Raw genomic sequence first — 18,429 nt, 5'->3', positions numbered from 1 at the left:
ATACTCCACCGGCTTTTAGCCGGTGGAGTATTCACAACACATCAATGCATACCGCTGGCAATTTTTCGTAGCGACGCGCGCTGAACCATAATGCGCTGACCGGATTCACGCAGATATCCGTGTCTCTTGAAATCCGCCATGACTCTCGAAACATGTGCAGAAGAAAGCCCGAGATAACCGGCAATTTCTTTACGTGCCATCGGGAAAGGGACCCAGGCGCCATCGGGGAACACTCCGCACCAGTGGTATAAAAATGCCGCCAGGCAGGCATCGGCCTTACCCGCTCCCACTTCCACAATATGGAATTCAGACTCTTCCAGGGCTCTCTGCCATCGCTCCAGCAATGCGCCTCGCACGTGGGGGAGGTCTTCTGACAAACGGTTTAATTCCGATATATCCAGCAAACATAAATCAGCGGCATCTAATGTTGTGGCGGTATGCGGATAACGGGGATGTGCATGATTCAAGCCCTCAAATCCCAACAGATCGCCATGACGCAATAGCCGAACAATTTTTTCCACCCCATGAAGCGGTGATTCCAGACTGAGTTTGATGACACCAGACCGCAAGGTAAACGCATGGCGGGCGCTTTCGCCCTGATGGTAAAGCACTTCTCCAGCAGGCAGATGAATATCCTGTACGGTCATCCCCAGATTGTCTAATTCTTGTACAGTGAGCCCTGCAAAAATGCTCAACTGGCGCATGGGACAAAGCTGACAATCTGACTGGCCCGTCAGATTCCATGACGCTGAATGCATGAGATACTCCTGTTAGGCGATGCTGTCGGCATCCTCCAATTCCCAGAGCGGGATCTGGTTATCAGAGGCATCGGTTACCCAACGTCGCGCATAAATGCTGCGTTGGGTAACCAGCTCATTCAGAATACTCTGAATACGGTTCATCGTCAGGTGCAGGGTACAAGCCATCTCTATGCTGGTCATCGGCCCGCCACGCAGGCAGTTCAGAATACGATTCGTGTCTTGCATTATGAGGATATCTCCCGATGTCGTGTCAGGTTGTGCGCCATCCTGTATGCGCTGGTATGAAAGTCCCTCCATGGCATTCAGCTCGTGTACAGTACGGGATAAGCTGCCCGGTTTGCCTTTTTTTGCGGCAGATTTTGCCGAAAAATGTGAAAGAAGCGCTGATAACGCGATAATTCCTGCTCCATCAGCAAGCTATGATCGGACACCTTTTTTTGCGAATGGTTATTCAACACCTGCTCTTCATTCAGGGTGGAGAGTTCTGCGCGTAGCGCATACCATTGTTCATTGACCAGATCGTGGCGTGTTTCCAGTACATCGAGAATATCCAGAATGGCACGGTCATCCAGCTGTGCTTCGGGTTCGCCCTGAACCGTTAAAGAAGATCTGATTTTCATAAATCACTCCATGAATAGTTTCCGTCTGTTACACAGGAACTGGGGAAAAGGCAGCGAAAAGCCTGCCCTTCCCTTCCGGTTTTAATGACCGCCGTAACTGGCCATTTTTGTGGTGCGACCCCGGAACACCCAGATTTGATAAGCGTTGTACATGATCATGATGGGTACAAACCCGGTCATGAATAGGGTAAACACGGCAATGGAGTTGGCCGGATTGGCGGCCGCCTGGATGGTCCAGGTTTCCGGAACAATGTAGGGAAACATCGTAGCCCACATGGCAAACCACAGGAGAACCACCACCCCTTCACCCCACAGCAGGGCGGCGAAGTCTTTTTGCATGGAGTGGTTCATCATGGATTTAAAGGCAAAGAACAGAACTACCAAGAGCCAGATGGCCCATACCCACCAATAAGGGCCAGTCCATTTTGCCGCTGCCCAGGGGAATATGGCATAGGACCATACCAGCGTGACGACAATTGCTGCTAAGGCCAGGTAGGAAAAAAGGGTGGTCCAGCGCTGTGCCTTGACGTTGATCGGATCCCCTTTTTCAAAGCGTGCACTCAGGTAAAGACCGCCGGCCAGCCCGGCCGCAATGACCGCGCCAAAACCGGTGAAGATACTGAAAGGGGTCAGAAAAGTGAGAGCCGTCCCGGTAAAATGGGGAATGGGCGAATTCACAAACAGGCCCGGAGCCCCTTTGGCCATGGCCTCACCGGCCTTCATGGGGAAGCCCTGCAAGGTCGCCCCCAAAGCCACGCCCGCCCCGAAAGGCGCCATAAAACTCCCGACGGCAAAGGCCCAACCCCAAAAGCGCTTGCTTCCGGTTGCATGGACATGAAACTCAAAGGCTACAGCCCGCGAAATGACGCCCCATAAAGCGAACATCAAAGGAATCATCAGATAGTTGAAGGCCGATCCATACACCAGCGGAAAAGCGCCAAACAGAACGCCGCCGGCAACGACCAGCCAGGTTTCATTGCCATCCCACATACCGGCCATGGAAGCCATAATGGCGCCCCGCTCCTGCTCATCAGGAGAAAAAAGGGCAAACACCCCGGCGCCGAGATCGGCACCGTCCAGGGCAATGAAGAAAAGAAACAGTAGACTGAGTAACAGCCACCACCACGTCGTTAGAGTGGTAGCGATTCTGGCGAGATCAAACATATTGTATTACTCCTTGAATCAAGATCCCGGAAAACCACGCTTAATGGGTTTTCCCAAAGGTCGGTTTGGCAAAAGTCGGTTTCGCCAGTCCACCGCCGGCGTGTTCCTGATCAGCATGCTGCTCTGGCGCACCCGGTAAAGGACTTTCCAGATCCGGTCCCTTGCGGATCACGCGGGAGAAGAAATACCAGGCACCGGCCCAGACGGTCAGTTCAAAAACGCCATATCCGAGAAACCAGACGATTTCCTGTCCAATCCCCATGTGACTGGTGCCCTCATAGGTGCGCATGAGGTTATAAACTACCCAGGGTTGACGCCCTACTTCGCGGGTCCACCAGCCGGTCCAGATGGCAAGATATGGTAAAAAAGCACTAAAGACCATGGCCCGCAAAAACCAGGGGCGTTTACGCAATCCCTCCACCGTCAGTTGGCCGCGCAGGATGAGCATGGTGCCCCACAACGCCATAAAGAACAGGAAAAAGCCGATAGCGACCATGATCCGGAAGGAATAGAAAGGGACCCAGACATCGGGGCGATCCTTGGCCGGGAACTGATCCAGACCGGGAACCACGCCATTCAGGGTGTGGGTTTCCAGCAGGCTTAATACATGGGGAATACGGATTGAAAACAGACTTCCATCATTGGCAGCATTGGGAATGGCAATCAGATTCCAGGAAGTGTTCGGCTTACCATCCGGTAAATAAGTGTGATAATGCCCTTCCATGGCGGCCAGTGTGGTCGGTTCGCTATGGGCCACATCGACCCCCAGACTGTCGCCTAACCAGATTTGTATCGGTGTCGCGATCAATAAAGCCAGAATGGCGGGTTTCAGCATCTTGACGAACAAATCGGCGTGACGATTCTTGAGAATAAACCAGGCACTGGTCCCGGCCAGTACAAAAAAGCCCAGGATCATGGTAGCCACCCACATATGCGGGAAACCCCATTCATTACTTTCATTGAAAATGGCACTCCACCAATTGGTCACCTGAAACAGACCGTCTTTCAGCACGACACCATCAGGAGTCTGCATCCAGCCATTGGCCACCAGAATCCAGTAGGCCGACAAACTGGAAGCAAACGCCACGTTGAAGGTAGAGAACAAATGCATCCCTTTGCCGATCTTGTTCCAACCAAACACCATGAGGCCAATGAAGCCGGCTTCATACATAAAGGCGGTAATGGTTTCAAAGCCCAGAATATTTCCGAAGAAGGGACCCACGGCCTGGGAAAACGGGCCATAGAGAATGCCGAAGGCCATTTCCATGGTGACACCGGTAGCCACACCAGCGCCGAAATTGACAATAAAGATTTTTTCAAAAAAGCGCTCCAGACGGTACCATCGTTCGTCTCCGGAACGCAGCCAGGCTACTTCCAATCCGAAAAGAATCCATGACACCCCGATAGTTAGGGGCGTCCAGAGGATGTGCATGGAGGTAATCCAGGCAAAATCCAGCCGACTCAGAAGAATCGGCAAAGTATTTTCTACGAGCATGATAAACTCCTCGCTTTAAAAGCGGCGTTAAAAAATGGCAAACATATTACCGAATCTATATCAGCAATAAATGTGCCAGTTATCCGCTCTATAATTAATCAGTATGTTGCGTTTTAAAAATGATTTTTCGCAAAAAAATAATGGGGGATACAACCGGTTCATGTGGTTCGTATAAACCAATTTATTCTTGCAAGCAGAAAAAATGACAATTAACAAAGGAATCGAAATCATAACCAGAAATGGAATGCGCCCTATTCATCCGGGCGAAGTATTAGGTGAGGAGTTTTTGGCCCCGCTGAAAATGACACCACATGCATTGGCTATGGCATTGCGGGTGCCGTCACCACGTATCCATGAGATCATTCGTGAGCGTCGGGCAGTTTCACCAGGTACGGCATTGCGTTTGTCCCGCTACTTTCAGACCAGTCCGGAATTCTGGTTGGGACTACAAGTTGCTTACGATCTGCGGAAAACGGGGCGGGCGCCACCATTGCCCGCGAAGTACAGCCCAGACAACAAGTGGCATAAGCGCCCAGTTTAAGCCTAGAAACCTTTTATTGATCGTCGATATTGCTGATACTGATTGCAGAGGGTGATTTACAACAGGTTGCGTGCAGCCTTGCCGATACCTTCGGCGGACATTGGATGCTGATCGGCAAATCGCGCCAGGTCATAGGCCGTCATTCCGCCCGCAATGGCCGTACCCACCTGTCCAATCAGGCTGCCTGCATCAATCCCCACAATCCATGCCCCGCGAATCCGCAAACTGCCGGGCTCGAAAAAGAGCCGGATTTCGCCATCCAGACGTTCCAGAATCTGCGCTCTGGAGTCCTCTGAAAAGGCATAGCGGGCTTCCAGCAAAGATCCAGGAGAGACCTTGGCCGGTGTCAGGCCGATGTAGGCTGCTGCCGGCAAGGTGAATATCGTTGTCGGCACATGGTCAAAATCCGCATAATCCGTAGGAACGTTCCCCGCCAGAATATTGTGGCCTGCCACCAGAGACTGACGCACTGCTGCGTGAAAAAGTGGTACCCGTCCATTAACATCCCCTGCTGCATAAATATGCGGAAAGCGGGTTTGCAGGCTGGGGCCCACCTGGATACCATGATGATCAAACGCAATGCCCAGGGCTTCTGCACCCTCTGGAATGACCGGACGACGCCCCACGGCGAGCAGGACGGCATCGACCTCCTGATTTTGTTCCTTGCCGTCCTCAAGCCAGACAACACGACGACCACTGCCTGTATTCTCAACGCGTTGCACCTCTACATTGGTGCGAAGTTCAAGCCCTTTGGGTAGTAAAGGCAGCAGCAGGTTGACCATGCCTGGATCCATGCCATTCAGGATTTGTGCGCCTTTTTGCAGCAAGGTAACTTCCGTACCCAAGGCAGCAAAAAATGTCGCTGTTTCCAGCCCTATGTAGCCACCGCCGATAACCAGCAGTTTTTCGGGCAAAGCCCGCATGGCTGGCGAAGGTTTATAAAGATCATGACTGGTCAGGCACCATTCAGCACCGGGCAAGGGCGGAATGAACACGTCCGAGCCACTGGCGATCAGGATATGCCGGGCATGATAGGTATCCGTTCCCGCATCTGAATCTACTTTCACCGTATGGGGATCTAACAGGCGCGCTACGCCCTTGATCAAGCGGATAAGAGGTTCTGCGGCCAGTTCCGCTGCGTGCTGGGCATAACGCCGCTCCTGAATGGCATCTTTGTGCTGCATCAGGGCGGCAAAATCCACGTGCAGATTGCCGCCCAGTCCGTAGGGCTGAAAACGCTGGGCATCCTGGTAAAAAGCGGCTGTTTCCCGAACCGCCTTGGAAGGAACACAACCTTCATACAGACAGTTACCACTCATGACCCCCTTCGGATCGACCATGAGTACCTTCTTTCCAGCTTTTGCCAGACGAAAAGCGGCCGGATAGGCGGCGCCACCTGCACCTACGCATAACAAATCCACTTCCTGAACAGTCATTTTGCAGCCCTCCACGTTGAAACCAATCCTGCAAAGCCTAGCACAAGCAAACAAAAGAAACAGGCAGATATGAATATATCATTAAAATTCATGATGATTCTTTCACCTTGTCTATACTCATGGCTACGGATATGGCGAAGTCAGATTGCCCGAACGAATCTTGTGCTATCTTATATTAGGATATTGAGATTTGAATTGTGAGCTGGTCAGATGTTTTCTGTAGAGAATTTCCATAAAGGGAGACCGTCGCATGCAACCGGTTGATGCAAAAAGTTTTGAAAGCCTGGATTTGAATGCCAGCTTTCAGGCTCTGGAAAGTAGCGATAAAGGTTTAAGCAGCAGTGAAGCCAGTACCCGCCTGGCGCAATTTGGCAGCAACCTGCTGGAAGAAAAAGAAACTCCGCTCTGGCGTAGATTAATTTCCTATTTTTGGGCACCCATTCCCTGGATGATTGAGGTTGCGGCCGTTTTATCGGCCATCAACGGCGACTGGAAGAGCTTTTTTGTCATTTTTGCCATGCTGCTCATCAACGGTGGCATTGGTTTTTGGGAAGAAAAAGGTGCCAATGACGCCCTCAAGGCGCTGAAAAATCAACTGGCGCTCAAAGCGCGGGTCTTGCGCGATCAGCAATGGCAAAGCATTGACGCAGCGCAACTGGTGCCGGGTGACGTCGTTCGTCTGCGCTTGGGGGATATTCTACCGGCGGATATCAAACTCATTTCTGGTGATTATCTGTCCGTGGATCAGTCTGCCCTGACGGGCGAGTCTTTACCGGTGAACAAAAAACCCGGAGACGTGGCCTACTCAGGAACTATTGCCAAGCAGGGTGAAATGCTGGGGCTGGTCTATGAAACCGGCTCTGCGACTTTTTTCGGACGTACGGCGAGTCTGGTGCAAAAAGCCGCTCCCGTTTCGCACTTTCAAAAAGCCGTACTTAATATCGGTAACTTTTTAATTGTTCTGGCTCTATCCCTTTCGTTATTGCTGATTGTTGTAGAATTAGTCCGTGGCTTGCCGTTTTTGACCCTGCTGACTTTTGTCCTGGTTGTGGTAGTGGCTTCCATTCCGGTCGCCATGCCGGCGGTATTGTCCGTCACCATGGCTCTGGGGGCTCTGGCCCTATCGCGCATGAAGGCCATTGTTTCCAAATTGACTTCCATTGAGGAAATGGCCGGGGTGGATATTCTCTGCTCGGATAAAACTGGAACCTTAACCCAAAACAAGATCACCCTGGGGGAAAGCGCCCTGTTTGCCGCGCAGAATGAACAGGAACTCATTCTTGCGGCGGCCTTGGCCAGTAAGGCGGAAGACGCGGACGCCATTGATAATGCCGTGCTTGCCGGACTTCCCGATCGCGACAAAACTCTCGCGGCTTTCACTCAGGACAAATTCATTCCTTTTGATCCCATCTCCAAGCGTACGGAAGGGCAACTTCACGGAAGCGACGGGAAAAAGTTTCGGGTGAGCAAAGGGGCGCCTCAAGTTCTCATTGAAATGGCCAAACTGGCTGATGCTGAACGTGCCAAGGCCGAAAAAGTGGTGGAGGATGCCGCCGCCAAGGGGTTTCGTACGCTGGGCGTGGTCCGTTCCGACGATGATGCGCAGAACTGGCGTTTTCTCGGGATTCTTTCGTTGCTGGATCCGCCTCGGGTCGATTCCAAGCAGACCATTATGGAAGCGCAGGAACATGGTATTGAAGTCAAGATGGTGACGGGTGATCATCAGGCCATTGCCAGTGAAATTGCCGGTCAATTGAACCTGGGCACGCATATTCTGACCGTGGATGACCGGCTCTCGAAATTTGCCGAGGGCGGGGTACTTCCCCAGGCACTGGGCGATGAAATTGAACACTCCGATGGCTTTGCCCAGGTGTTTCCTGAACATAAATACGCCATTGTCAAAGCCCTGCAGCAACGCGGGCATATTGTCGCCATGACCGGCGATGGCGTGAATGATGCGCCGGCGCTCAAACAGGCCGATGTGGGGATTGCTGTGTCGGGTGCCACCGACGCTGCACGCGGTGCTGCCGCCCTGATTCTGACAGCCCCGGGCCTGAATGTGATCGTCAAGGCCGTCGAGGAGGCGCGACGCATTTTTGAGCGGATGACCAGTTATACGGTATATCGCATCGCCATGACCCTGGATATTCTGTTTTTTGTGGTCGTTGCCATGCTGATTTTCAACTCTTATCCGTTGACGGCCATCATGGTTGTTCTGCTTTCCCTGCTCGATGATATTCCCATCATGACCATTGCCTGGGACCATACCGCCGTAAAGAAGTCCCCCGTTCATTGGGAAATGCCGAGAGTGCTGAGTCTGTCTTCAGCCATGGGGCTCCTGGCTTTTGCGGGGACCTTTGGGCTTTATCTCCTTACCCGCTTTGTGTTTCATATTCCTCTGCCGGAAGCACAAAGCATCATGTTCCTGCAGCTGATTGCCGGGGGGCATCTCATGTTGTTCCTGACCCGGGTCCGCGGGCCTTTCTGGCGCCCCCCCTACCCTGCGCCCATTCTCCTGCTGGCCATCCTGGGTACCCAGATTGTGGGTGTGGCAATTGTTGGCTTCGGCTGGCTGATGCCGGCGATACCCTGGACGACCATTGGACTGGTATGGGCGTACAACATTGTGTGGATGGTACTGGCCGATCTTGCCAAGTTGGGCATTCACCGCCTGATGGATCATGAGGCAGCCCATCAGAGTCGGTTTTTGCGCACTCTCAATCATTCTCTGCATCCCGCCCTGACACAGCTGGAACGGGATGGTGCCGGCTTTCAACGAAACATTCGGCAGGCTTTTACCCATTTTATGAGAGGTGGAGATTCAAAATAATGTTCTCTTATTGCACCCCCTGATTCGGAGAAATACCATGACCGCTAAAGATCGACTCACCGAAGTACATCAGTTGATGGAAAATCTCAAGCAGGATTATCCCTCGGAAATCAATTCCTTTTTGGGCTTTATGGGAAAGGCGGAAGGAAACCCGGCCCTGAGTGCGGCACAAAAGGAGTTGATCAACGTGGCTCTGTCCGTCGCTGCGCAATGTGAATGGTGCATTGCCTTGCATACCAAAAGCGCCATTGAAGCCGGGGCCAGTCGCGATGAAATCATGAGTGCCGGTTTCATGGCGGTCATTATGCATGGCGGCCCTGCCTTGATGTATCTGGTGCCGCTGAGCAAGGCGCTGGATGAATTCCTGCCGGAGAACACCCATGGATAGACTGCAAATGCGCGCCATGCTCCGGGATATGCTCCGCGCCCGGGCTTTTGAAGAGGCCGCCGCCCAGGGATATGCCCAGGGCCAGATTGCCGGATTTTTGCACCTGTATCCGGGAGAGGAGGCGGTAGCCGTGGGGGTGCTGCATGCCGCCGAGCCCGGGGACTATGTGGTCAGCACTTATCGGGAGCATGTCCATGCCCTGGTCCGGGGGATTCCTGCGCAGGAAATCATGGCGGAACTGCATGGCAAAATTACCGGCATCAGCAAAGGGATGGGCGGTTCCATGCATCTATTTGATGCCAGTCGGCGCTTTCTGGGGGGCTATGCCATTGTCGGCGAAACCTTTCCCATCGCTTTGGGAGCAGCTTACGCCGTCGCCTACCGCCGTCTGCCGGAAGCCGTGATCTGCTTTTTTGGCGATGGCGCGGTCAACCAGGGGACCTTCCATGAATCCCTCAATATGGCGGCGCTCTGGAAACTCCCCATTCTTTTTGTCTGTGAGAACAATCATTATCAGATCGGTACGGAAATTCACCGTCATTCTGCCGTGACTGAAGTGTATAAACGGGCCTGCAGCTATGGGATTACGGCGGAAAAAGTCGATGGCATGGATGTTCTTGCGGTGCATGCCGCTGCCCGCAAGGCGCTGGAGCGGGTTCGCAGCGGCGACGGCCCGCAATTTCTGGAGCTGGAAACCTACCGTTATCGCGGGCACTCCATGGCGGATCCAGCGAGCTATCGCCCCAATGTGGAACTGAATGCCTATCAGGCTAACGATCCCATTGCCGCAGCCATCCACGAAGCAGAATCCGCTTATCCATCACCTGAAGCCATGTCTGCCGCAGGAGCCGACTGCATTAGCCACTTTAGTGACCATTGCTGCCAGGAAGGTCATCTCGACGAGGCGGAAATCACGCGTTTGCGTCAGGAAGTGCAAACGGAAGTGGATGACGCCGTCCGTTTTGCCCAACAAAGTGCGGAGCCGGACATGCAGGATGCCTGGTCCGTCTTTCATCACAATCGTCGTTATGAAGTACTGATGGAGACAGCCCAATGAACGAGCTATTTTATTGGCAAGCGCTGAATCGGGCCATGGATGCCGAAATGGCGGCGGATGAAAGTGTCATCACCCTGGGTGAAGACGTGGGTCTTTATGGCGGAACCTATCGGGTAACCGAGGGGCTCATGGCCAAGTATGGCGAATGGCGCGTGCGCGACACCCCTATTTCCGAAAACAGTTTTACCGGCCTTGGTGTGGGTGCGGCGATGCTGGGTCTGCGCCCGGTGGTCGAAATCATGACCATCAATTTTGCTTTGTTTGCCATTGACGCCATCATCAATATGGCTGCGAAAATTCCCTTCATGTCTGGAGGGCAATTTCCCATGCCCCTGACCATTCGCATGCCGGGTGGCATTGCCCGGCAACTGGGTGCCCAGCATTCCCAGCGCCTGGAGCATACCCTGATGAATGTACCCGGATTGCGGATAGCCGTTCCGGCCACGCCTCAGGATGCCTACTGGCAATTACGCCAGGCCATTCATAGTGATGACGCGCTCATTGTTCTGGAGCATGAACTGCTGTATTTCACCAAGGATCATGTTGATGAGGCGGCTGTTGCCCCGCCTATTCATCAGGCTTTGCTCCGCCGTCAGGGACGGGACATTACCTGTATTGCTTATTCCCGGATGGTGATGCTGGCTCTGGAAGCTGCGGATATTCTGGCCAAGGAAGGTATTGCCATGACAGTCATTGATTTGCGCAGCCTGGCACCCATTGACTGGGAGACCTGTGTGCAATCCGTCAAGCAAACCCATCACTGCCTGATTGTGGAAGAGGACTGCCATTTTGCCGGAGCCGGTGCGGAATTGAGCGCCACCCTTCAGGAGCGCTGCTTTTATTTTCTGGATCGCCCCATCCAGAGGGTGGCTGGACTGGATATCCCTACCCCCTTCAATGGTAAGCTCGAAGCAGCCAGTATCCCGCGCACGGCAGACATCATTACGGCAGCCCGGCAAATGCTGGACACGCAGGGAGGTCAATCATGAAAAACCCCATTACCATGCCGGTATTGTCGGACACCATGCAAACCGGTCGGCTGACACGCTGGAACAAGTCCGTTGGCGATGCCATCAAAAAGGGCGAGGCTGTTGCCGAAGTGGAAACCGATAAAGCGGTCCTGGACGTGGAGGCCTTTGCCGATGGCTTTCTGGCTGGGCCACTGGCGGCTACGGATACGGATATTCCGGTTCGCCAGGTTATCGGGTATATCGTTGATCAAAAAGAGGCGCCTGCTACCCCTCCCGCGCCTGAGCCTCATGCGGCCGTTGCGGATGCTGCACCAGTGCCGGAACCGGAACCGACTGCGCGAATTGCGGCGCCGGGAACAGCAAATCCCGTTCCATCGCCGTCCCAAGCAATCCCTTCCGCACCGACAAGGCAAAACACCGGGACAATTTCTCCAAAATCCGGCGACCATGCCGACGGGGCATTGATTTCTCCCTACGCCCGCGCTCTGGCGGCGGATCTGAATCTGGATCTCCAGCAGATCACGCCGGGACCTGATGGTGTGATTCATGCCAGTCAGGTACTGGCCGCAGCCTTGGCGCCTCAGGACGCGGACTTGCGCATGGGTCCACCCTACCAGATCGAAAAGCCCAGTGCCCTGCGGGCTGCCGTGGCCCGCAACATGTCAGCCACCCTCCAGACGCCGACCTTTTTGATCAGCAGCCGCTTCAATTTGAGCGCGCTGCACGCAAGTGCCAAAACGGCCAAACTCAGCTTTACCTTGGCACTGGGCAGAGCCTGCGCCCTCACCGTGGCTGAAGATCCCTGGTTCAATCAGGTCTGGACCCGCCAGGGACTGGCCAAACGGCAACGGGTGGATTTAGGTATTGCCGTAGATACCGGTACAGGATTGATCACGCCGGTTTTACGCGACGCAGCCGTTCGCCCCAGCTCGGAACTCGCCGAAGACTGGCGAATTTTGCTCGCCAAAGTGAAAAGTGGGCGCTTGCTTCCAGAAGATTATCAGGGGGCCAGTTTTTATCTGTCCAATCTGGGAATTTTTCCGGAGATTGAGCGCTTCAATGCCATTGTCCCCACGGGGGCAGCAGCCATTCTGGCGGTAGCGGCTGCTGATAGTGACGGGCTGACGGATTTCACCTTGAGTTGTGATCATCGGGTTATTTTCGGTGCGGATGCGGCGCGTTTTCTGCAACGCCTGGGCAAGCGTCTGGAGGACCTCTCTTGGCTGACATAACCCAGATTCTCTCCATCAATAGCGGCTCTTCTTCCATCAAGTTTGCCCTGTTTGCTTTCGGAGCAGGGCTTGAGGAGCAGCAGCTTGACGGGGCCGTAGAACGCATTGGTCAAAGCATGGGGAGGATATGGCTGGAACAGGCCGGTCAGCGGGTATTGGACCGACAACAAGCCTTTGTGGATCAATCGGCCGCCCTGCAGGCGGTTGTCGCAGTGCTATCCGAACTGGGTATCACCCATCCCGATGCTATCGGTCACCGGATTGTTTCCGGAGGACCCCATCAGCAGGCCCATGTATGCATTGACGCGACCGTCCTGAAGGATCTCCGTGATGCCCTGGCTTTTGCCCCCCTGCATTTACCGGCCGAAATTGCGGCCATCGAGTCTTTGCAAAAAATCTGGCCGGAAAAACCTCAGGTCGCCTGTCTGGACACGGCATTTCATCACAGCATGCCGGAACTGGCCGCACGCCTGCCGCTGCCGCGCAATCTCTGGCAGGAAGGGGTGCGCAAATATGGCTTTCATGGTCTTTCTTACGAGTACATTGTCAGTCAGCTTCCGGATCAGGGGAAAGCGCCTACCATCATTGCCCACCTGGGGAATGGGGCCAGCATGGCGGCGGTTGCCGATGGCCGTTGTCTGGACACCACCATGGGCTTGACCCCTACTGGAGGCCTGGTCATGGGTACCCGCTCCGGGGATCTGGATCCGGGCATACTTCTTTATTTGATGGCTGAAAAAGGCTATAGCGCGCCGCAACTGGAACGGCTGCTCAATCATCTTTCCGGCTTGCTGGGGATTTCGGCCTGCAGCGGGGATATGCAGGTATTATTGCGGCAGCGGGAAAACAATCCCCATGCAGCGGAGGCTATTGCCCAGTTTGCCTACAGTGCCCGCAAGCATATCGGCAGTCTCATGGCGGTGCTGGGCAGTGTTCAGCGCCTGATTTTTACCGGCGGCATCGGCGAACACGCGGCGGCCGTGCGCTGGGCCATCTGTCGGCCCCTGGAGGCCCTGGGCTTTCATCTCGACCCGGAGGCCAATGCTGCTGTCGCTCAGGAGGCTCGCAGGATTTCGGCCCCGGAAAGCCCCGTTGAGGTGCTGGTGGTGCCTACCGACGAAGATCTGATGATTGCGCGCCATACCCTGCGCCTACTGGGCACGGGTACCCCATGAATCTCAATACGTTGTATGAATAAATCCAACCCCGGAGGAAACCAGGATGGCATATCCACACTTTGACGATCTGCTTGCTGCCATAGCACCCCTCCCGGACATTCCGGTAGCGGTGGTAGATGCGGCCGAGGAACATGTCCTCCTGGGTGCCTGCGAGGCCAAAAAACAAAGCATCGTTGAACCCATTCTCATCGGCGATCCTGATAAAATCCGTCATCTGCTCCAACAGATGGGGGCCGATTCGGGTACTTGTCCCAACTTTCAGATTGTCGCCGCCGACAATCCCGATGATGCCGCCGACAAGGGCGTGGAAATGGTCCTTTCGGGAGCAGCAAAAGCGCTGATGAAAGGGCATTTGCATAGTGATGCCTTTCTCCATCCCATTCTCGCCAAGCTCCGTACGGAAAAACGGCTTTCTCATATATTCGTTACCGACATTTCCAGCTATCACAAACTGCTGCTGATAACCGATGCGGCCATCAATATCACCCCGGATTTGCCAACCAAAGCCGCCATTCTGCAAAATGCCATCGATCTGGCGCATATTCTGGACGTGGCGCATCCCAAGGCCGCCATTCTCTCGGCGGTGGAAGTCGTCAATCCGGCCATTGCCTCCACCGTCGATGCCGCCTGCCTCTCCAAAATGGCCGAGCGCGGTCAGATTACCGATGCACTGGTCGATGGACCACTGGCTTTTGATAATGCCATTTCCAGGGAATCGGCGCAGATCAAAGGCATCCGTAGCGAAGTCGCCGGAGATGCGGATATTTTGCTGGTACCCGATCTGGTGTCCGGCAACATTCTCGCCAAAGACCTGGAATATCTGGCCGGCGCGACCATGGCTGGCATTGTCATGGGGGCCAAAGTGCCCGTCATCCTCACCTCCCGGTCTGATCCGGCCCGGGCCAGACTGGTTTCGGCGGCCCTGGCGGCACTGATTCATTACCACAAAACAGGAGCCCATTCCCAATGACTGCAACGGAGCCATGCCAGGCCATCGCCACCCTGACCCTCAATCCGGCAGTGGATATTGCCTATGAAGTGCCGCACCTGATTCCCGATCAGAAAAGTCATGCCCTTGCTACGCGTTATGATCCTGGCGGTAATGGCGTGAATGTCGCCCGCGCCCTCAAGGAGCTCCTGGTCTGCGCCCATAGTTGTTGCATCGTCGCCGGGAATATAGGCGAGCTGTTGCAGAAGCTGCTGCAGCACCAACTGGACAGCCCGCATTGCGTGCATGTGGAAGGCGAAACCCGGATCAATGCCACCATACTTCAGGGCGATCCGCCTGCGCAGTTTGAAGTAACCGGAATTGGTCCACTGGTTTCCGAACTTGCGCTCAGTACCGTCAAAACAAGCTTTCTGGAACTCTGCAAGGGCGGATTTGCGGTGCTCACCGGCTCGGTTCCTCCGGGGGTGCCCGATCTCATATATGGCGACCTGGTGGACAAAGTACAGGGGGACGGCGGCAAGGCCGTTGTCGATGCCCACGGCGCACTATTGCAACTGGCCCTTCCCCATCAGCCCTACCTGATCAAACCCAATCGCTATGAGTTATCGGTACTCAGACAGCGTGAGTTGCCAACCCTGGAAGATGTCGCCCGGGAAGCCCGCGCCATCCAGCGGGAAGGCGTCCAGTACGTTTGTGTCTCGCTGGGTGTTGAAGGCGCCCTGCTGGTTGGACCCGACGGCAGTTATCTGGCCGAGGCACCCAGCATAGCGGTCAAATCCACGGTTGGTGCGGGAGATTCCATGGTTGCCGGACTGGTAGCGGCGCTGGCACGCAGGCAAAGCCCCGCCGAGGCGTTGCGACTGGCCGTTGCCTGCGGCAGTGGCACGGCGGCACGGCCCGGTACGGAAATATTTTCTCACAGTCAGGTGGTTGAACTGTTGCAACAGGTGAACGTCAAGATGCTCGATATTTAAAAGGAGATTTACGACATGACGGAAAGTACAACGGATATTCTGATTGTCGGCGGTGGTCCCGCCGGAATGATGACGGGCATAACCGCCGCCCAGTTTTCTCCCCACAAAAAGGTTCTGGTGCTGCGCCCCGAGACGGACGCTGTCATTCCCTGCGGGATTCCCTATATTTTCGGTACCCTGGGAGGCACCGAAGAAGACATGGCCGGACGTGCGCCGCTCCTAGCAGCGGGCGGCCTAATCCAGATTGGTAAAGTCGCCAGCATAGATCGCAATGCCCACACCGCCACTCTGGAAAACGGGGATCTCATCCATTGGGAACGGCTGGTTCTGGCGACCGGCGCGGAAAACTTCATTCCGCCCATTCCGGGTACAGAACTGGAAGGCGTTTTCAGCATTCACAAGGATTATGACTATCTCGACAAATTGTTCAGCACCCTGATCCCGCAAATCAAAAAGCTGGCGATTATTGGCGGAGGGTTTATCGGCGTGGAATTTGCCGATGAAATCCGCAAGCGCGGTATTGAGGTCCACATTGTCGAGATGCTGCCCCACCTGATGCAGGCGGCTTTTGATCTGGATGCCTGTAAGGCGGTAGAAAAACAGCTCAGCGAGCACGGCGTCCATATTCATACCGGCTGCAAGGTAGAAGCCCTGGTGGCCGGTGCCGATGGTAAACGGGTAGGCCAAGTGCAAATCGCCGGACAGGAGGCTCTGGAGGTTGATGCGGTGCTCATTGCCATCGGTACCCGTCCACAGGTGGATCTGGCCAAAGCGATGGGCCTGACCCTGAGCCGCTCTGGTGGTATCTGGGTCGATGCTTTTCAACGTACCCGGGAAGACCCCCATATTTTCGCCGTGGGTGATTGTGCCCACAAACAGGACTTTTTTACGCGCAAAGCCAATCATGCCATGATTGCCTCACAAGCCGCCGCTGAAGGCCGCATTGCCGGAATGAATTTGTATGGCCTGCGTCAGTTGCGTACCAATGCTGGCTCGGTGAGCGTCTACGCCAGTGAAATTGATGGCCTGGCTTTTGGTGTGGCCGGCTTGACCGAACATCAGGCCGAACAGGAAGGCTTTCCGATTTTAAGTGGGGAAGCCCGCCTGCCCGATCACCATCCGGCCTCCATGCCCAACACCACAGAAATTTTCTGCCGTATCATTTTTGCTGCTGACTCCCTGCAAATCCTGGGTGGGCAGGTCCTGGGCGGTGCCACCACCGGGGAACTGGTCAACACCATCGGTCTCGCCATTCAGATGCACGCTACTGCACCCGATCTGGTCAGCATGCAGTTTGGCAGCCAGCCGCGCCTGACCCCTTCCCTGCATCCGCTGGTTGCCGCAACCGGGGATGCCCTGCAGCGTCATTATGCCCTCCTCCACCCCTGCGTGGAGGATCAACCCTTATGAAACTCCCCAAACATCGCAGTAAAATTGTCTGCACCATAGGGCCTGCATCCGATGCGCCCAGTGTCCTGGAACAGATGATCCGGGCGGGCATGAATGTCGCCCGGCTCAACCTGGCCCATGGCACCCCCGATGAACATCGGGCGCGTATTGCCCGCATCCGCGATGCCGCCCACAAGACCGGGTATCGCGTCGCCATTCTGGCCGATCTGCCCGGCCCGAAAATCCGTATTGGCTCCTTGCCGGCCCCGGTCAACCTCAAGCATGGGGATCATGTTCTGCTCGCTCCGGGTGCGCCGGGGACGGCGCAGGCCATTCCTCTGGAACTGCCGCCCCTGGCCAAACCCCTCGTCAAGGGCGATACGGTCTACCTCAATGACGGCTTTCTGGAACTTCGGGTAGAACAGCATGATAGCCAGGGCGTACTGTGTCAGGTGCTCGTCGGTGGTGTGCTGCTTTCCCATAAAGGCGTCAATTTACCGGGTGTTTATCTGGAGGGTGGCGCGCTCACCGCTGCCGATCGGGAATTACTGGCATTTGCCCTGAAGGCCGGAGTCGATGGTCTGAGTGTTTCTTTTGTGGAAAGTGCCGAAGACCTGCACGCCGCCCGCCGTGCAGCCAATACCCTGGGATTTCATCCTTTTCTGGTCGCCAAAATCGAAAGAGCGCGAGCCTGGAAACATATTGATGCGATTATCGACGCCACCGATGCCATCATGGTGGCACGCGGCGATCTCGGAGTAGAAGTGCCGATTGAAGAAATTGCCATTATCCAGAAACGCCTGATCCGCAAGACACGCGCCGTGGGCAAACCCGTCATCACCGCTACCCAGATGCTGGAGTCCATGGTACATAACCGGCGGCCAACCCGCGCGGAAGTGACCGACGTGGCCAATGCCATCCTCGATGGTACGGACTGCATCATGCTCTCGGAAGAGTCGGCCATGGGAGATTTTCCGGTAGAAGCTGTAAAAATGCTGGCAGAAATTGCCCGCGTTACCGAAAAAAACCGGGCGGAACTCAATCCTTTGAGTTCCATCGACCTCGATGACAAGCCCAGCGTAGAATCTATTATTGCGAGTAATGTCCGGCACAGCGCCGAACGGCTGAATCCTTTATTTGTAGTAACCCCTACAGAAACGGGAACAACAGCCGCACGCATTGCGCGATTTCGGCTTGAACCCTGGATTCTGGCCATGAGTCCCCATACTTCGACCTGTCAGCGCCTCTGTCTGCACTATGGGGTCTATCCTATAGAGATGCCGAGCCCTGAAAGTGGCTGGGAAGATGCGGCGCGTCGCTGGCTGCTCACTAACGCTGTTGAAAAAGGTTTGATTTTACTGACGCAAGGCCCCAGCAAGGGTCATCCGGGAGGGACCAACCGCCTGGAAATTATTCATCTCGATGTTTCTGCCCCACAATAACA

The 18,429-nt window shown here is 54.9% G+C and carries 17 protein-coding genes; 11 read left to right on the top strand and 6 right to left on the bottom strand.

The genetic code is table 11. From position 1 onward, the window contains the following. Window positions 1–41: 41 nt before the first annotated feature. The 5 genes from H7F08_RS00260 to H7F08_RS00240 all read right to left on the bottom strand — a co-directional run bounded on the left by H7F08_RS00260 (window position 42) and on the right by H7F08_RS00240 (window position 4,040). Window positions 42–758, bottom strand: coding sequence for a Crp/Fnr family transcriptional regulator (locus tag H7F08_RS00260; RefSeq protein WP_010638924.1), 717 nt, complete (start codon window positions 756–758; stop codon window positions 42–44). Between the two features lie 12 nt (window positions 759–770). After that, window positions 771–986, bottom strand: coding sequence for a hypothetical protein (locus H7F08_RS00255; RefSeq protein ID WP_193639638.1), 216 nt, complete (start codon window positions 984–986; stop codon window positions 771–773). Between the two features lie 77 nt (window positions 987–1,063). Then, window positions 1,064–1,381, bottom strand: coding sequence for a hypothetical protein (locus H7F08_RS00250; protein ID WP_193639637.1), 318 nt, complete (start codon window positions 1,379–1,381; stop codon window positions 1,064–1,066). An 81-nt stretch (window positions 1,382–1,462) separates the two neighbouring features. Then, entirely contained in the window at window positions 1,463–2,545 is a 1,083-nt protein-coding gene (locus tag H7F08_RS00245; protein WP_193639636.1) for a cytochrome d ubiquinol oxidase subunit II, read from the bottom strand. A gap of 40 nt (window positions 2,546–2,585) precedes the next feature. Next, window positions 2,586–4,040 carry a cytochrome ubiquinol oxidase subunit I gene (locus H7F08_RS00240; RefSeq protein ID WP_193639635.1) on the bottom strand — a complete coding sequence of 485 codons (1,455 nt, stop codon included), beginning with the start codon at window positions 4,038–4,040 and terminating at the stop codon, window positions 2,586–2,588. 202 nt (window positions 4,041–4,242) lie between these two features. Here H7F08_RS00240 and H7F08_RS00235 point away from each other — a divergent pair, with 202 nt between their 5' ends. Then, on the top strand, window positions 4,243–4,581 hold the full coding sequence (locus H7F08_RS00235; protein ID WP_226831028.1) for a HigA family addiction module antitoxin: 339 nt from the start codon (window positions 4,243–4,245) through the stop codon (window positions 4,579–4,581). A 56-nt stretch (window positions 4,582–4,637) separates the two neighbouring features. On the opposite strand, the gene H7F08_RS00230 is transcribed toward H7F08_RS00235, so the two are convergent. Continuing rightward, on the bottom strand, window positions 4,638–6,017 hold the full coding sequence (locus tag H7F08_RS00230) for a dihydrolipoyl dehydrogenase (protein ID WP_031570082.1): 1,380 nt from the start codon (window positions 6,015–6,017) through the stop codon (window positions 4,638–4,640). Between the two features lie 250 nt (window positions 6,018–6,267). On the opposite strand from H7F08_RS00230, the gene H7F08_RS00225 reads away from it, so the two are divergent. Genes H7F08_RS00225 through pyk form a run of 10 tightly spaced genes read left to right on the top strand, consistent with a single transcriptional unit; the run spans window position 6,268 to window position 18,427 of the window. Beyond that, window positions 6,268–8,847 (top strand): plasma-membrane proton-efflux P-type ATPase, encoded by a 2,580-nt coding sequence (locus tag H7F08_RS00225; protein WP_193639634.1) that lies wholly within the window; start codon window positions 6,268–6,270, stop codon window positions 8,845–8,847. Between the two features lie 37 nt (window positions 8,848–8,884). Beyond that, on the top strand, window positions 8,885–9,235 hold the full coding sequence (locus H7F08_RS00220) for a carboxymuconolactone decarboxylase family protein (RefSeq protein WP_010638908.1): 351 nt from the start codon (window positions 8,885–8,887) through the stop codon (window positions 9,233–9,235). Beyond that, the gene (locus H7F08_RS00215; protein ID WP_193639633.1) at window positions 9,228–10,292 is read left to right on the top strand and encodes a thiamine pyrophosphate-dependent enzyme; all 1,065 of its coding nucleotides are present in this window, start codon (window positions 9,228–9,230) and stop codon (window positions 10,290–10,292) included. The genes H7F08_RS00220 and H7F08_RS00215 overlap by 8 nt, the downstream gene beginning before the upstream one ends. Next, window positions 10,289–11,281, top strand: coding sequence for an alpha-ketoacid dehydrogenase subunit beta (locus H7F08_RS00210; RefSeq protein WP_193639632.1), 993 nt, complete (start codon window positions 10,289–10,291; stop codon window positions 11,279–11,281). The genes H7F08_RS00215 and H7F08_RS00210 overlap by 4 nt, the downstream gene beginning before the upstream one ends. Continuing rightward, on the top strand, window positions 11,278–12,495 hold the full coding sequence (locus H7F08_RS00205) for a dihydrolipoamide acetyltransferase family protein (protein ID WP_193639631.1): 1,218 nt from the start codon (window positions 11,278–11,280) through the stop codon (window positions 12,493–12,495). The genes H7F08_RS00210 and H7F08_RS00205 overlap by 4 nt, the downstream gene beginning before the upstream one ends. Beyond that, window positions 12,483–13,670, top strand: coding sequence for an acetate/propionate family kinase (locus tag H7F08_RS00200; RefSeq protein WP_031570070.1), 1,188 nt, complete (start codon window positions 12,483–12,485; stop codon window positions 13,668–13,670). The genes H7F08_RS00205 and H7F08_RS00200 overlap by 13 nt, the downstream gene beginning before the upstream one ends. A 46-nt stretch (window positions 13,671–13,716) precedes the next feature. Continuing rightward, on the top strand, window positions 13,717–14,643 hold the full coding sequence (locus tag H7F08_RS00195) for a bifunctional enoyl-CoA hydratase/phosphate acetyltransferase (RefSeq protein WP_010638899.1): 927 nt from the start codon (window positions 13,717–13,719) through the stop codon (window positions 14,641–14,643). Next, window positions 14,640–15,596 (top strand): 1-phosphofructokinase family hexose kinase, encoded by a 957-nt coding sequence (locus H7F08_RS00190; protein ID WP_193639630.1) that lies wholly within the window; start codon window positions 14,640–14,642, stop codon window positions 15,594–15,596. The genes H7F08_RS00195 and H7F08_RS00190 overlap by 4 nt, the downstream gene beginning before the upstream one ends. Before the next feature lie 15 nt (window positions 15,597–15,611). Beyond that, window positions 15,612–17,006, top strand: a complete 1,395-nt coding sequence (locus H7F08_RS00185) for an FAD/NAD(P)-binding oxidoreductase (protein WP_193639629.1) — start codon at window positions 15,612–15,614, stop codon at window positions 17,004–17,006. Next, window positions 17,003–18,427 carry a pyruvate kinase gene (gene pyk / locus H7F08_RS00180; RefSeq protein ID WP_193639628.1) on the top strand — a complete coding sequence of 475 codons (1,425 nt, stop codon included), beginning with the start codon at window positions 17,003–17,005 and terminating at the stop codon, window positions 18,425–18,427. Before H7F08_RS00185 ends, pyk begins: the two co-directional genes overlap by 4 nt. Window positions 18,428–18,429: the final 2 nt, after the last annotated feature.

It is taken from the genome of Acidithiobacillus sp. HP-11, assembly GCF_015100075.1.
Classification (GTDB): Bacteria; Pseudomonadota; Gammaproteobacteria; order Acidithiobacillales; family Acidithiobacillaceae; genus Acidithiobacillus; species Acidithiobacillus thiooxidans.
Note: the sequence above shows the minus strand (reverse complement) of the source record. Positions and strands in the feature narration are given on the sequence as shown.

Coding starts and splice junctions, on each gene's coding strand:
- H7F08_RS00190 (WP_193639630.1), top strand. CDS start 14,640: ATGACTGCAACGGAGCCATGCCAGGCCATCGCCACCCTGACCCTCAAT.
- pyk (WP_193639628.1), top strand. CDS start 17,003: ATGAAACTCCCCAAACATCGCAGTAAAATTGTCTGCACCATAGGGCCT.
- H7F08_RS00205 (WP_193639631.1), top strand. CDS start 11,278: ATGAAAAACCCCATTACCATGCCGGTATTGTCGGACACCATGCAAACC.
- H7F08_RS00230 (WP_031570082.1), bottom strand. CDS start 6,017: ATGACTGTTCAGGAAGTGGATTTGTTATGCGTAGGTGCAGGTGGCGCC.
- H7F08_RS00210 (WP_193639632.1), top strand. CDS start 10,289: ATGAACGAGCTATTTTATTGGCAAGCGCTGAATCGGGCCATGGATGCC.
- H7F08_RS00260 (WP_010638924.1), bottom strand. CDS start 758: ATGCATTCAGCGTCATGGAATCTGACGGGCCAGTCAGATTGTCAGCTT.
- H7F08_RS00185 (WP_193639629.1), top strand. CDS start 15,612: ATGACGGAAAGTACAACGGATATTCTGATTGTCGGCGGTGGTCCCGCC.
- H7F08_RS00255 (WP_193639638.1), bottom strand. CDS start 986: ATGCAAGACACGAATCGTATTCTGAACTGCCTGCGTGGCGGGCCGATG.
- H7F08_RS00250 (WP_193639637.1), bottom strand. CDS start 1,381: ATGAAAATCAGATCTTCTTTAACGGTTCAGGGCGAACCCGAAGCACAG.
- H7F08_RS00225 (WP_193639634.1), top strand. CDS start 6,268: ATGCAACCGGTTGATGCAAAAAGTTTTGAAAGCCTGGATTTGAATGCC.
- H7F08_RS00240 (WP_193639635.1), bottom strand. CDS start 4,040: ATGCTCGTAGAAAATACTTTGCCGATTCTTCTGAGTCGGCTGGATTTT.
- H7F08_RS00195 (WP_010638899.1), top strand. CDS start 13,717: ATGGCATATCCACACTTTGACGATCTGCTTGCTGCCATAGCACCCCTC.
- H7F08_RS00220 (WP_010638908.1), top strand. CDS start 8,885: ATGACCGCTAAAGATCGACTCACCGAAGTACATCAGTTGATGGAAAAT.
- H7F08_RS00245 (WP_193639636.1), bottom strand. CDS start 2,545: ATGTTTGATCTCGCCAGAATCGCTACCACTCTAACGACGTGGTGGTGG.
- H7F08_RS00235 (WP_226831028.1), top strand. CDS start 4,243: ATGACAATTAACAAAGGAATCGAAATCATAACCAGAAATGGAATGCGC.
- H7F08_RS00215 (WP_193639633.1), top strand. CDS start 9,228: ATGGATAGACTGCAAATGCGCGCCATGCTCCGGGATATGCTCCGCGCC.